The sequence below is a fragment of the Mycoplasma cottewii genome (assembly GCF_024918975.1).
Taxonomy (GTDB): Bacteria; Bacillota_I; Bacilli_A; order Mycoplasmatales; family Mycoplasmataceae; genus Mycoplasma; species Mycoplasma cottewii.
On record NZ_CP103424.1, the window covers coordinates 648,500 to 662,736 of the forward strand.

9 protein-coding genes are annotated in these 14,237 nt (G+C 25.1%); 5 read left to right on the forward strand and 4 right to left on the reverse strand.

Annotated elements, in window-relative coordinates; all coding sequences use genetic code 4:
* Window positions 1-439 precede the first annotated feature (439 nt).
* The 3 genes from thrS (at window position 440) to NX779_RS02765 (ending at window position 8,295) form a co-directional block, all read left to right on the forward strand.
* Complete coding sequence (gene thrS, locus NX779_RS02755; RefSeq protein ID WP_259429901.1) at window positions 440-2,374, forward strand: threonine--tRNA ligase; 1,935 nt, start codon at window positions 440-442, stop codon at window positions 2,372-2,374.
* 329 nt (window positions 2,375-2,703) lie between these two features.
* Window positions 2,704-4,068, forward strand: a complete 1,365-nt coding sequence (locus NX779_RS02760; protein WP_259429902.1) for a hypothetical protein — start codon at window positions 2,704-2,706, stop codon at window positions 4,066-4,068.
* Between the two features lie 1,392 nt (window positions 4,069-5,460).
* Window positions 5,461-8,295, forward strand: coding sequence for a BspA family leucine-rich repeat surface protein (locus NX779_RS02765; RefSeq protein ID WP_259429903.1), 2,835 nt, complete (start codon window positions 5,461-5,463; stop codon window positions 8,293-8,295).
* A 118-nt stretch (window positions 8,296-8,413) separates the two neighbouring features.
* On the opposite strand, the gene NX779_RS02770 is transcribed toward NX779_RS02765, so the two are convergent.
* From NX779_RS02770 to NX779_RS02785, 4 genes are all read right to left on the reverse strand, one after another.
* A complete protein-coding gene (locus NX779_RS02770; RefSeq protein WP_445738811.1) occupies window positions 8,414-9,040 on the reverse strand; it encodes an IS1634 family transposase in 627 nt (208 codons plus the stop codon).
* On the reverse strand, window positions 9,019-9,192 hold the full coding sequence (locus NX779_RS02775; RefSeq protein ID WP_259429905.1) for a hypothetical protein: 174 nt from the start codon (window positions 9,190-9,192) through the stop codon (window positions 9,019-9,021). The genes NX779_RS02770 and NX779_RS02775 overlap by 22 nt, the downstream gene beginning before the upstream one ends.
* Before the next feature lie 148 nt (window positions 9,193-9,340).
* The gene (locus NX779_RS02780; protein ID WP_259429876.1) at window positions 9,341-9,706 is read right to left on the reverse strand and encodes a hypothetical protein; all 366 of its coding nucleotides are present in this window, start codon (window positions 9,704-9,706) and stop codon (window positions 9,341-9,343) included.
* Between the two features lie 8 nt (window positions 9,707-9,714).
* Window positions 9,715-9,897: a hypothetical protein gene (locus tag NX779_RS02785; protein ID WP_259429906.1), complete on the reverse strand. Its 183-nt coding sequence runs from the start codon at window positions 9,895-9,897 to the stop codon at window positions 9,715-9,717.
* A 455-nt stretch (window positions 9,898-10,352) separates the two neighbouring features.
* On the opposite strand from NX779_RS02785, the gene NX779_RS02790 reads away from it, so the two are divergent.
* Both NX779_RS02790 and eno read left to right on the forward strand, forming a co-directional pair.
* Window positions 10,353-12,662 (forward strand): hypothetical protein, encoded by a 2,310-nt coding sequence (locus NX779_RS02790; RefSeq protein ID WP_259429907.1) that lies wholly within the window; start codon window positions 10,353-10,355, stop codon window positions 12,660-12,662.
* 105 nt (window positions 12,663-12,767) lie between these two features.
* Window positions 12,768-14,123 carry a phosphopyruvate hydratase gene (gene eno / locus NX779_RS02795; protein ID WP_259429908.1) on the forward strand — a complete coding sequence of 452 codons (1,356 nt, stop codon included), beginning with the start codon at window positions 12,768-12,770 and terminating at the stop codon, window positions 14,121-14,123.
* The last annotated feature ends 114 nt before the right edge of the window (window positions 14,124-14,237 follow it).

Genomic DNA, 14,237 nt, shown 5'->3' on the forward strand with positions numbered 1-14,237 from the left:
ATCAGTCAGATCTTTTATTATGTAAGATCCAATTTTAGAACCAACTGAAGAAGTTAAAACAATATTTGTATCAGCTATTATTGATATCATATATTCTCTAAAAATTTACAAAAATTAGACTATATTTTACTCTCTAAAAAAAAAAAAAAAACTTCGCACAATTGATATTAATTTATCTAATATGTAAAATTAATTGTATAAATTTAATATTAATTAGTGTTATGGACACGGTTTTAGTAAAGACATTACAGAGAGTTGACGGTTGGTGAGAGTCAAAGTGGATAGCTAAAATTACTACCATATCAAAAACACTACGTAGTGCGCGATAAGCATAAATTAAGATATATAACTATCGTTATATGAATTAGGATGGTACCGCGGTTTTTTCGCTCCTAGTATTTTTTACTAGGAGTTTTTTGTTTTTTAAAGGAGAAATATTATGAAAATTATATTATTAGATAATTCAGTAAAAGAATTTGCTAGTCCTATGAAAGTTAAAGAATTATCTCAATCAATTTTAGGTAGTTATTCTAAAAATATAATTGCTGCTAAAGTTGATAAAAAAATAGTTGATTTAGAATATGTTGTTGATAAAGATTGTAGTTTAGAATTAATTGATGCTAAACATAAAAACTATGAATTAGTTTTAAACTCAACACTAGGATTTATTACTGCATATGCTATTAAACAATTAAAAGTAAACGCTAAATTAGCTGAAGTTTTATTTAATAATGATGAAATGGAATTTTCAACAACATTTGAACTAGAACCTAGAATGGTTTTAGATGAATTAAAACAAGTTCAAAAAAAAGTAAGTGAAATTTTAGCTTCAGATTTAGTGATTAGTTCAAAACAAGTTAGTTTAGATGAAGCTAAAAAACTTTTATCAGATAATAAATATCAATTACATTTAGCTGAAAAAATGAATGAAAAATTTAATTATGTTCAACTATATTCAATTAATGATTTTACAATGGTATTAGAAAATGCTATTTTATTAGATTTCAAACAAATTAAAGCAGTTGATATTCAACAATTAACTGGATCATATTGATTAAATGATGCAAGCAATTTAATGTTATCTAGAGTTCATGGATTATGTGCAATATCAGAAAAACAATTAAATGAGAAAAAAGCATTATTAGAAGATAGAAGAAGTCGTGATCATAGAACAATTAACAAATCATTAAAAATATTTGGATTTGATAATTTAGTTGGAGCAGGATTACCATTATGATTACCAAATGGATACATTCTTAAAAATGAAATTGAAAAATATTTACGTGAAAAAGAATGAGAATATGATTACATTCCAGTAGAAACTCCACCAATTGGATCAGTTGAATTATACAAAACTAGTGGACATTGAGATCATTATGGAGAAGATATGTTCCAACCATTTAATGGTGGTAAAGGAAGTGGAGAACAATTCATTTTAAGACCAATGAACTGTCCACATCATATTGCAGTTTATAAACAAGAACAAAGAAGTTATCGTGATTTACCACTAAGAATTTGTGAACACGCTATTCAACACCGTTTTGAATCAAGTGGATCATTAACTGGACTTGAAAGAGTTAGAGGTATGAAATTAACTGATTCACATATATTCTCACGTCCAGATCAAATTGAAGAAGAATTCAGAAGAACTTATAAATTAATTAGTGAAGTATTAGAAACATTTAATATTGAAATAGATTATCTAAGTTTAAGTTTAAGAGATCCTGAAGATAAAGTTAAATACTTCCAAGATGATGATATGTGAAATAATGCTGAAGCAAGTTTAGAAAAAGTGTTACAAGATTTAGGATTAAAATACAAAAAATGTATTGGAGAAGCTGCTTTTTATGGACCTAAATTAGATATTCAAATCAAAACTGCTCAAAATCATGAAATCACTGTTTCAACTATTCAATTAGACTTCTTAATGCCTATGAAGTTTAACTTATCTTATGTAGATAAAGATCAAAAACTAGTTCGTCCTATTATGATTCACCGTGGATTAATTGGAACTTATGAAAGATTTGTAGCTATTTTATTAGAACAAACTAAAGGAGTATTACCAGTATGATTAGCTCCACGTCAAGTTGAAATTATTCCAGTTAATAGTGATAGTCAAGCATATGCAAATAAAGTATTTGAAATGTTAAAAAAACAATTTGTTAGATCTCATATCGATTTAAGAGATGAAAGATTAAGTTACAAAATACGTGATGCTCAAACAAACAAAATTCCTTATCAATTAGTATTAGGAAATAACGAAGTAAAAAATAATACTATTACTTATAGAAGATATGGAAGTGAACAACAAATCACTGTACTAGTTCAAGAATTTATTGATATGTTAACTCAACAAATCAAAGATAAAAAATAAGACAAAAAAAGATTGGATCATCCAATCTTTTTTATATCAACTATTTATAACAAAGAAGAACAACAACTTGAGCGTTATATCTACACCTGATTTACCGATATTATAATCAGAACTATCGCTTAAAAAACACTAATATCAACTTGACTTATATCAAAAAGGGGTGGCGGTGTTATTTTTTCACCAACAACTTTAAGTATCGCTTCTTTTGAATTATGCTTTATATATCTTGTTATTTGTTCGTTTAATGTTTTTTATCTGCTATATTTTAGTTTATTAGTTTCTTTTTATGGTGTTTATGTTTCCAAAAAAAAAAATTATAAAATTTAATTATGGCAAGAAAAGGTAAATTATTAAGCATTATTGCAGGATTAGTAGTTATATCTAGTTCGGCAGCCGGAGTAACAGTGGGAGTGTTACATAATAAAAGAAAACTAGACGCAAAAACTATTAATCTTGGCAATGATATTCCAGAAGACAAACGTTCTTTAAGTATTTTATATACTGAAGATGAAACAAAAATATTGAGTCAAATAAATTTCTTATTACTTTTATCAAGAAAGGATAAGCAATTCACACAATTAAAAAACAAAGATGTTACAATGGAATTTAATAAAAAGATTCCTAGTGTGAAAATCACAGCAAAAAAAGAAAGTAAATTTATTAAAGGTTCAGTAGAATTAAAATTTAACAAACCAAACATAGATTCTCTAATAAAAGAAGAGAGTCGAAATCTTGGTGTTTTTTCAGTTCGTAGTACAGAAAAAGTTGTTGAAATATTAGTTCAAAGAGATGTTTTAAATAACAAAGATTTTAATGCTCAAAAAATTAAACAAAACTTTGATATTCAAATTAATGAACAAGAAAAAATTGTTAAAGTTAAGGCAAAAGTTGATTCTATTTTTTATATTGGTGAAGTTGACTTTAGATATGATCTTCCACAATTTTCATCACTAGAAAATCTGATAAAAACACTAGATCAATTAGAAAATAATGATCAACAAACTGTTTTAAATAGATTTATAGAATTAAACAAAGCTTTATTTGAAAGAGAAAATGTAAAAATTACTAGTGATCAATTACAAGTTCAAATTAGCGCTAACACAGCAAAAATTACTTTAACTGGAAATAAAAATTATCAAGGATCAATTACTATTAATTTAAGTGTAATTCCACAATTTTCATCACTAGAAAATCTGATAAAAACACTAGATCAATTAGAAAATAATGATCAACAAACTGTTTTAAATAGATTTATAGAATTAAACAAAGCTTTATTTGAAAGAGAAAATGTAAAAATTACTAGTGATCAATTACAAGTTCAAATTAGCGCTAACACAGCAAAAATTACTTTAACTGGAAATAAAAATTATCAAGGATCAGTTGATGTTAGTTTAGTTGTTAAAAAACAATTTGATACAATCAAAAACTTACAAAAAGACATTAACCAATTAGTTGATACTAACCAAACAACAGTTTTGAATAGATTTTTTGAATTAAACCAACAAACTTTAAAACCATTTAACATTACAAAAGATAATTTAAAAGTTGAAGTAAGCAGTAACACTGCAACAGTTTCAATTCAAAATCATGCTGATTATCAAGGTTCAATTGATGTTAGTTTAGTTGTTAAAAAACAATTTGATACAATCCAGAACTTACAAAAAGACATTAACCAATTAGTTGATACTAACTAAACAACAGTTTTAAATAGATTTTTTGAATTAAATGAACAAATATTAAAACCATTTAACATTACAAAAAATAATTTAAAAGTTGAAGTAAGCAACAACACTGCAACAGTTTCAATTCAAAATCACGCTGATTATCAAGGTTCAATTACTATTAATTTAAGTGTAATTCCACAATTTTCATCACTAGAAAATCTAATAAAAACACTAGATCAATTAGAAAATAATGATCAACAAACTGTTTTAAATAGATTTATAGAATTAAACAAAGCTTTATTTGAAAGAGAAAATGTAAAAATTACTAGTGATCAATTACAAGTTCAAATTAGCGCTAACACTGCAAAAATTACTTTAACTGGAAATAAAAATTATCAAGGATCAGTTGATGTTAGTTTAGTTGTGAAAAAACAATTTGATACAATCCAGAACTTACAAAAAGACATTAACCAATTAGTTGATACTAACCAAACAACAGTTTTAAATAGATTTTTGAATTAAATGAACAAATATTAAAACCATTTAACATTACAAAAAATAATTTAAAAGTTGAAGTAAGCAACAACACTGCAACAGTTTCAATTCAAAATCACGCTGATTATCAAGGTTCAATTACTATTAATTTAAGTGTAATTCCACAATTTTCATCACTAGAAAATCTAATAAAAACACTAGATCAATTAGAAAATAATGATCAACAAACTGTTTTAAATAGATTTATAGAATTAAACAAAGCTTTATTTGAAAGAGAAAATGTAAAAATTACTAGTGATCAATTACAAGTTCAAGTTACTGATAACACTGCAAAAATTACTTTAACTGGAAATAAAAATTATCAAGGATCAGTTGATGTTAGTTTAGTTGTTAAAAAACAATTTGATACAATCCAGAACTTACAAAAAGACATTAACCAATTAGTTGATACTAACCAAACAACAGTTTTGAATAGATTTTTGAATTAAATGAACAAATATTAAAACCATTTAACATTACAAAAAATAATTTAAAAGTTGAAGTAAGCAACAACACTGCAACAGTTTCAATTCAAAATCATGCTGATTATCAAGGATCAATTACTATTAATTTAAGTGTAATTCCACAATTTTCATCACTAGAAAATCTAATAAAAACACTAGATCAATTAGAAAATAATGATCAACAAACTGTTTTAAATAGATTTATAGAATTAAACAAAGCTTTATTTGAAAGAGAAAATGTAAAAATTACTAAAAATCAATTACAAGTTGTAGTTAGTCAAAACACTGCAAAAATTACTTTAACTGGAAATAAAAATTATCAAGGATCAGTTGATGTTAGTTTAGTTGTGAAAAACAATTTGATACAATCCAGAACTTACAAAAAGACATTAACCAATTAGTTGATACTAACCAAACAACAGTTTTGAATAGATTTTTTGAATTAAATGAACAAATATTAAAACCATTTAACATTACAAAAAATAATTTAAAAGTTGAAGTAAGCAACAACACTGCAACAGTTTCAATTCAAAATCATGCTGATTATCAAGGTTCAATTACTATTAATTTAAGTGTAATTCCACAATTTTCATCACTAGAAAATCTAATAAAAACACTAGATCAATTAGAAAATAATGATCAACAAACTGTTTTAAATAGATTTATAGAATTAAACAAAGCTTTATTTGAAAGAGAAAATGTAAAAATTACTAGTGATCAATTACAAGTTCAAGTTACTGATAACACTGCAAAAATTACTTTAACTGGAAATAAAAATTATCAAGGATCAGTTGATGTTAGTTTAGTTGTGAAAAAACAATTTGATACAATCCAGAACTTACAAAAAGACATTAACCAATTAGTTGATACTAACCAAACAACAGTTTTAAATAGATTTTTTGAATTAAATGAACAAATATTAAAACCATTTAACATCACAAAAAATAATTTAAAAGTTGAAGTTAGTCAAAACACTGCAACAGTTTCAATTCAAAATCATGCTCAATTCCGAGGTTCAATTACTATTAATTTAAGTGTAATTCCGCAATTTTCATCACTAGAAAATCTAATAAAAACACTAGATCAATTAGAAAATAATGATCAACAAACTGTTTTAAATAGATTTATAGAATTAAACAAAACTTTATTTGAAAGAGAAAATGTAAAAATTACTAGTGATCAATTACAAGTTCAAGTTACTGATAACACTGCAAAAATTACTTTAACTGGAAATAAAAATTATCAAGGATCAGTTGATGTTAGTTTAGTTGTAAAAAAAGATATTTCAACTTTAGAGTTAAATAGAAATGCTGGAGTATTTGATTCAAAAGATGCAAATGCAATTATTGACGAATTTTTCAGAAAAAATAAAGACAAATTAAACGGTTTAACTAGAAATGAACTAGAACTTGTTGGACAAGTAAGAGACAACTCATTAACTGTTAAAGTAAAAAATACTAATACTAAATTCCAAGGTGAAGTGATAATTAATTTTACAATTAAAGCTAAAATTAATGAAATTAGAGATTTAAATAAAAACTTAGGAAAATTCGATCCAACTGATGTAAACACAATTATTAGTCAATTTATCCAAAGCAACAACGACAAATTAACTGGATTAACTAAAGACAGTTTTGATGTTGAAAGCAATGAAAACGGTTTATTAACAATTAAAGTAAAACCTGATCATCAAAAATATCAAGGTTCAATCACAATCACTTATACAGCAAAAGATGAATTATTTAGTCAAGTTCAAGCAATTGTAAAAGAAATAAAAGATCTTAAAAACAATGATAAAGAAACTGTATTAAATAAATTCTGAGAATTAAATCATGATAAATTAAATTTATTTAACGTTACTCGTGAACAATTAGATGTAATTGTAAATGATAATGTTGCAACAGTTAAAGTTATAAATAATGAAAACTATTATGGTTCAATTCAAATTAATCTAAATTCATTTAAAATATCTACTGAATATTTAGATGTATTAGAAAATGATGATATAAATTCAATATTAAAAGCTATAGAAGAAAAAAATAATTGAAAATTAGATCCAAATAGTATAAATATCGATATAAACGGTAACACTGGAATAATTACAGGAAAAGAACATAATAAAAAATTTATTTCATCAATTAAAGTTATGTTTGGATTAAAAGCAACATACTCATCAAATGATGAAATACTAACAAGGATTGGATTCTTTAAAAATAACAAAGGTGAATGATGTATCGAACAAATTAATAACAAAACTGGTGAAGTTCCTGAAATATTACCTAGTTTTATTACAATTTTAGATTCTGCTTTTAGAGCCAACCGTAATGCAAACATTAAAAATTTAGAAAAATGAAATACATCAAATGTTGTTTCTATGAATGGTGTTTTTATAGAATCAAGTGCATTTGACCATAATATTTCATCTTGACAAACAGGTAGAGTCAGAAGTATGGTTGGTATGTTTCAAAATTGTACTAACTTCAGCCAAGATTTAGGTGACTGAGATGTTTCAAATGTAACTGATATGACTAGATTATTTGGTGGAGCAAATTGATTCAATTGTGATTTATCAAGATGAGATGTCTCTAAAGTAGAATCTATGAATGCTATGTTTGCTTCTGCATCAAGATTCAATGGTAGTTTAAAAGGTTGAGATGTAAGAAATGTAAAAGATATGGGTTGAATGTTCCGTAGAGCAAAAACTTTCAACCAAGATTTATCTAGTTGAGATGTAAGAAATGTAACAAAAATGTATTTAATGTTTTCTGAAGCATTAAGTTTCAATGGAAATATTGATAATTGAAATGTTTCTAGTGTAACTGATATGAGTCAAATGTTTGAGTTAACTAGGGTGTTTAACAGAGATTTATCACAATGAGATGTAAGAAATGTAACAAACATGAGTTTTATGTTTAAACAAGCAGAAGTTTTCAATGGTAATGTTGATAATTGAAATGTTTCTAGTGTAAGAAATATGAATCAAATGTTTTATGGTGCCAGAAAATTTAATAGAAACTTATCTAGTTGAGATGTAAGAAATGTAACTACTATGAATAATATGTTTACTCAGGCTAGTGCATTTAAAGGTGATCTTTCTAGTTGAAACGTATCATCACTAAAAAGTTGAACAGACTTCTTATTAAATTCAGGTCACGAAAACACTTCTTGAGAAGAATTACAAAAAGTTTTACCAACAAAAATTTTCAAAAACACGCAAACAAGTACTTGAGAAGCAAAACGTCCTGATGAATTTAAATAGTAAAAATAGAGTTATTAAACTCTATTTTTTTTATATTCATCTACATTGAATTTGAAATATTTAATCAATTATATTTAGGTAGTTTATTTTACAACCTGAACTTTTCACAAGTGTGTGACTAGTTTAGGTTTTTATTAATCTCTTTTGTACATTGATTTATATCTCTTTCAGATATTTTAAATGCAGATAAAATTATTTTTTGAGTCTTACTTAAACCATATGAACTAACATATGTTTTATTGAATTTTGCTAGTTCCATTTTTGATAGTTCACTAAACAGTGTATTCACTGTATGGTGTCTATTGTCAGATAAAAATTCTTTCATGCAATAACTAAAATACGATCTAACAATTAATGCTAAAAATGAAATAAACATCTTTGATTCTAAAACTAATCTGTCTTGAACGTTGAATTTATTTAAATCAAAAGTTGTTTTAACAGTTGAAAAGGCTTTTTCAACAAGATCTCTTTTTTTGTACTGAGTAAGTATAAATTCTAGATCAGAATCTATGTTTGAAACTATTATTGAAAAACCTGCATTTTTATGAACTTTTTCAAATACATCTTCTTTTAAAGAAATGATTTTTTGTTTGTTTTCATTTAGACTAATATCAAAGAAATTTTTGTATTCTTTTTTTAAAGATTCAACGTCTAACTTTGAATCTAAAATAGTTTGTTTAGCTTTTTGCATTTTTCTGAAAAATGCTTTTTTCTTATTTTCAGCTAACTCTCCATTGTAATAAATGTAGACAAATTGCTCTTTTCACCAATAACTTTTGTTCTAAGTTTTAGTCCATAACAACCAAATTTTTCTATATAACAATTAAAATTATCCTTGATCTTATTTCTGTTTTCTTCTAATAAAACGTCTAAAGATTTATTTCTTGATTTGGCCATAATTATGTATTTGTAGTCAACATTTTGAAGATAATTTACATTTTCAGTATTAAAAATCCTCTATCCATAACTAATGTAGGATTTTTATACCCATATTCTATGCTTTTATTAATTAATTCTTTGCATTGTGTTTGATCTGTAACAGATCCTAAAAAGTTTGATAAAACAATGGCATTGTAGTTTCATTGTCTATTACATAAGCTAAGTTGACTTGTTTTAATCCTTGATCAACTTTTGCTTTGCCGTATTCAGCAAGTTTTATGTTTTCTGAATAAGTGTTAAAGTTAGTTGAGTCTAAAGATAAAATAATATCTCTTGAAAGACTATTTTTCTGAAATTCAACGTTTCATATGTATGTGAATTCCATTATCAAATCTTCAGTCAAAACATTATTAAATAATCTTGAAATTGTTGATTGGCTATCTATTTTATTTCCAAAAATAGCATTTCTTCTTGCTCATTTTTCATAATGTTGAATTGTAGAACTTTGTTCATCAATGAAATAGCAAATCAAAGATTTTATTAAATCAGTTTTTCTTTAAAAACTTTATTTAGTATTGAATTTATGTTTAACATTTCTAATATTTTGCCAACAACTAATCTTGCACCGAATGATAAAACTCTTGAGAATTGACTATCATTTTCTTCAAGAGAAATACCAAAATCTCCAAAATAGGTAACGTAGTTTTTATTTGGTATCATCATTGTTTCTTTTTCATCAGAAACAATCCCTATACACGCTCTTTCGTTTTCACTATAACCCTTTTCTTTATTAAAAATTTTCTTAGTTGTGTAGTAAACATAAGTGCAGTTTTTCTTCTACTAAATACAATATCTTTTGATGGTATTTTAACCGGTTTAAAAGCCATTTTTTATCCCCTTTTACTAGTTACATTATATCACTATTTAAAGGAAAAATCTATCGTTTTTCAAAATAAAAACCCTTTATTTAAAAGGGTTTTGCATAATTATTATTAACTAGTTACAAAATTGTGAAAAGTTCAGGTTTAAACAATAGAATATTGCTCTATAATATTTTATTGTTGATTAAAATGTGCAATATAAATTAATACTTTAAATATAAATAAAAACATCTGAAATAGATGATAACTCTAAAAATTTAATATGCAGTTTTAATCATAAACATAGAAAGGAGATATATGAAAAATAAAATTCACTTACTAGTTTTAATATCAATATTTACATATGTATTCCTTTTCTTACACACAAATCTTGATGACATAGTTTTGTACAAAATTGTTGGTGAAAAATATGGAGTTGATTATTCACTAAGCATGAATTCACCAACTTGACTGGATGAGTGAAATAGATTATTAGGTACAAATTTGTATTCAAATACACCAATCGATATTTGAGAACAATACATAAATAACAGTGGATTAAAACTTCAAGGTTTTACTGAAAGAGGTTCGTTCATTCATAATCTAACAAATTGGATAAAAATTGGTCTATCCGGGATAGCGTTAACATTAATCATATTCATATGTAAAAAGAGTATTTTTAAACCTATTAATAATTTTAAAGAATACTTAGAAAATAGAAGAAGTTTTCTTAATTCAGAAATGGATGAGACCATAAAATTTCTTGAAAATTTAAAAAATATAATCTTATTAAATGAATCAGAAGAAAAAGATATTCACAAATGTAATATATGCGTTGAAAAAATACCAAATTTTATAAGTGATTTTGATAAATTAAAGTATAAACCTATTTATGCTATTAGATTGATTAATGACATAGAGAAATCTTATTATAAAAAAACATTAAAAAATGAAGTAGAAGAATATTCGAATTTGATTGATTTAGTAATAAATCTTATTAATGAGATAAAATATAAAGAAATTTCTAATAAACAATCTATACTACCTAGAAAAGAATTATTCCCCATAGCCAAAAGAACAGTTGAATATTATTCTAAAAACTCTTGATTTTATATATCATACTGTGCTGAATCTAACCAAAATAAAATTTTAAAAAGATGATTTTCTATTTTTGTTTATTTTACTTACTTATCTTTAATAGGTATATTCATTTACATTTTGTTTGTTAGTCTTTTTGTTTTTGCTTTATCTGGATTTTTAACTATTTTTACTTTGTTTAACATAACTTCAATAAAAAAGTTGGAGATTGCCTTTAATTATTTTTTATCAAATCATAATATCATAATATTCGGAATAATATATGCTTTCCCTATCATTTCCATATCTTCTCTATTTATTTCTAATGTGCCAGAAAACTTTAAATCAAAATTTAAGATTACATGACCTGTTTTTATTTGTCTTATAGTAACATTATTTGTATTTATTATTTTAATTTATTTTTTTGCTAAGTTTCCTCAATTTGAAGACAGAAATTATATTCCACCTTTACACGAATTATTGCAGTACATTTTATATAATATTTTAGGTTTTAGTTTATTTTTATATTGATTTATTTCTTTGACTCATTTGATTAGAACAGAAAGAAAAATAAATTTCATAATGATAATGAAAGAATTTATATTACCTCTTATTTGTCCAATTATTTTTATACTACTTAAAATTAATAAAATTAATGACTTTCAATTAGTTACTTTTTATCTTATTTGTATATGGATATCTGTAATGGCTTTCGAATATTTTATTTGAAATTTAATATGCTTTTTTATTAATCCTCTTTATAAATCTTATAAATCATCTTCTGTATCATTTAAACCTGATTTGAGTGGAGAATCAACAGCAACAAATTATATTAAAGAAGGTGCGGCAACTGAAAAAGGAAATGAGGAATTTGTTATAACAGACTCTAAAAATGAGAAATATAGAGAAAAAGAAAATATGCATATAGACAACTATGATGAATATTATGAAGTAATAGAATATGTCTTGTCTAATAATCCAGAAAATATGGAAAATGTTGCTAAAAAATTTGAAACAAGTTTGGAAAACGTTGAAAAATACTTGAAAGAGTATTTATGTAGTAGCTCTAAAAATGATAAATCGAATAATTTAGTGTCACTCATTATTAAAATCTATAACAAATTTATATTAAGTCGAGGAGATAAAAAAAAGAATAAGCAAGAAAATAGAAAAAAGATAAGCATAACTATATCTAGTTATATTAGTATATTTAAATATTCATTTATAATAATAGAATTAATACTATTACTTTCATCATTACTTATTTTTTATTTTAGACTTACAAGTAGTGTTATTTTACTTATCTCAATATATGGTGTTCTTAGTTTTTCATTTATTGGTTTAATGGCGATTTCCTTATATTTATTTAATAAGAAAAAGCTAATAATTAATTTAACTGAATTTAGATTTTTCTTAATATTTAGCTTTTTTACATTCAATATATTTTCTTTAATTTTAATCATAATTATTTATGGAAAAATAAGAACTTTAACAATATTTCAAAATTATATGAAAACTTTAAATAAAAAACAAAACAGAGGAGAGAAATAAGAAAATTTAAATATTTAACAAACACTTAAAATCATTGAATTAAGAAATCAAAATAATATAATAATATAGTATGTATGTTTAAATAATTTTAGAAAGGATTATTTTATGTCAAGAATTGAAAAAATTGTTGCTCGCGAAATTTTAGACTCACGTGGAACACCAACAGTTGAAGCTGAAGTTTGAACAGAATTTGGTGGATATGGTTGTGCTAAAGCACCTAGTGGAGCTTCAACAGGGATTAATGAAGCTTTAGAATTAAGAGATGGAGATAAATCTCGTTACAATGGTAAAGGTGTTTTAAAAGCAGTTAAAAATGTTAATGATATTATTGCACCAGCTTTAGTTGGATTAGAAGCTCAAGATCAATTAACAATTGATAGAGTTATGATCGAATTAGATGGAACTGAATTTAAAACTAAATTAGGAGCAAACGGTATGCTAGCTGTTTCATTAGCTGTTGCTAAAGCTGCTGCTAGTGAATTAGATATGCCATTATACAAATACTTAGGTGGAGTTCAAGCTCGTAGATTACCTGTTCCAATGTTAAACGTTATTAACGGAGGAGCTCACGCTGATTCAGCTATCGATTTCCAAGAATTTATGATTATGCCAGTTGGAGCACCAACATTTACTGAAGCTTTAAGATGATCTTCAGAAACTTTCCAAGCTTTAAAATCATTATTAAAAGCTAAAAATGATATTACTGCTGTTGGAGATGAAGGTGGATTTGCACCAAACTTTAATTGAGCATATGAAAACAATGATTTAGCATCATTTAAAGCTAAAACTCCAGCTGAAATTGCTTTAGACTTATTAGTTGAAGCTATTGAAAAAGCAGGATACAAAGCAGGAAAAGACGGAATCATGATCGCAATGGATTGTGCTTCGTCAGAATTATACTTAGAAGATAAAAAATACCACTTCAAGAAAATTGAAGAAGTTACTGGACAAGAATGAGCATTATCAACTGATGAAATGATCGCTTATTTAGAACAATTAGTAAACAAATACCCAATTATTTCTATCGAAGATGGATTAGCTGAAACTGACTGAGAAGGATTTAATAAATTAACTGCTAAAATTGGAGATAAAGTTCAAATTGTTGGAGATGACTTATTTACAACAAATCCAAAATTCATCCAACAAGGAATTGAAAAAAACGCTGCAAACTCAACATTAATTAAATTAAACCAAATTGGTACATTATCAGAAACTGTTGAAGCAATCACAATGACTCAAAAAGCTGGATGAACTGCAGTTGTATCACACCGTTCAGGAGAAACTGAAGATACAACAATCGCTGATTTAGCTGTAGCATTCAACACAGGACAAATCAAAACTGGATCAATGTCAAGAAGTGATAGAATTGCTAAATACAACAGATTATTACAAATTGAATCTGAATTAGACAAAAATGCAGTTTATGATGGTTTAAAAACTTTCTACAATCTTAAAAAATAATTAATTTTTATAAAACTTAAACACAAGACTTGTTCTTGTGTTTTTTTTAAACTTGTTTAGAGATTACAAAAAAATAAAATTATGATATTATCATTTCATAAACATTAAAAGGAT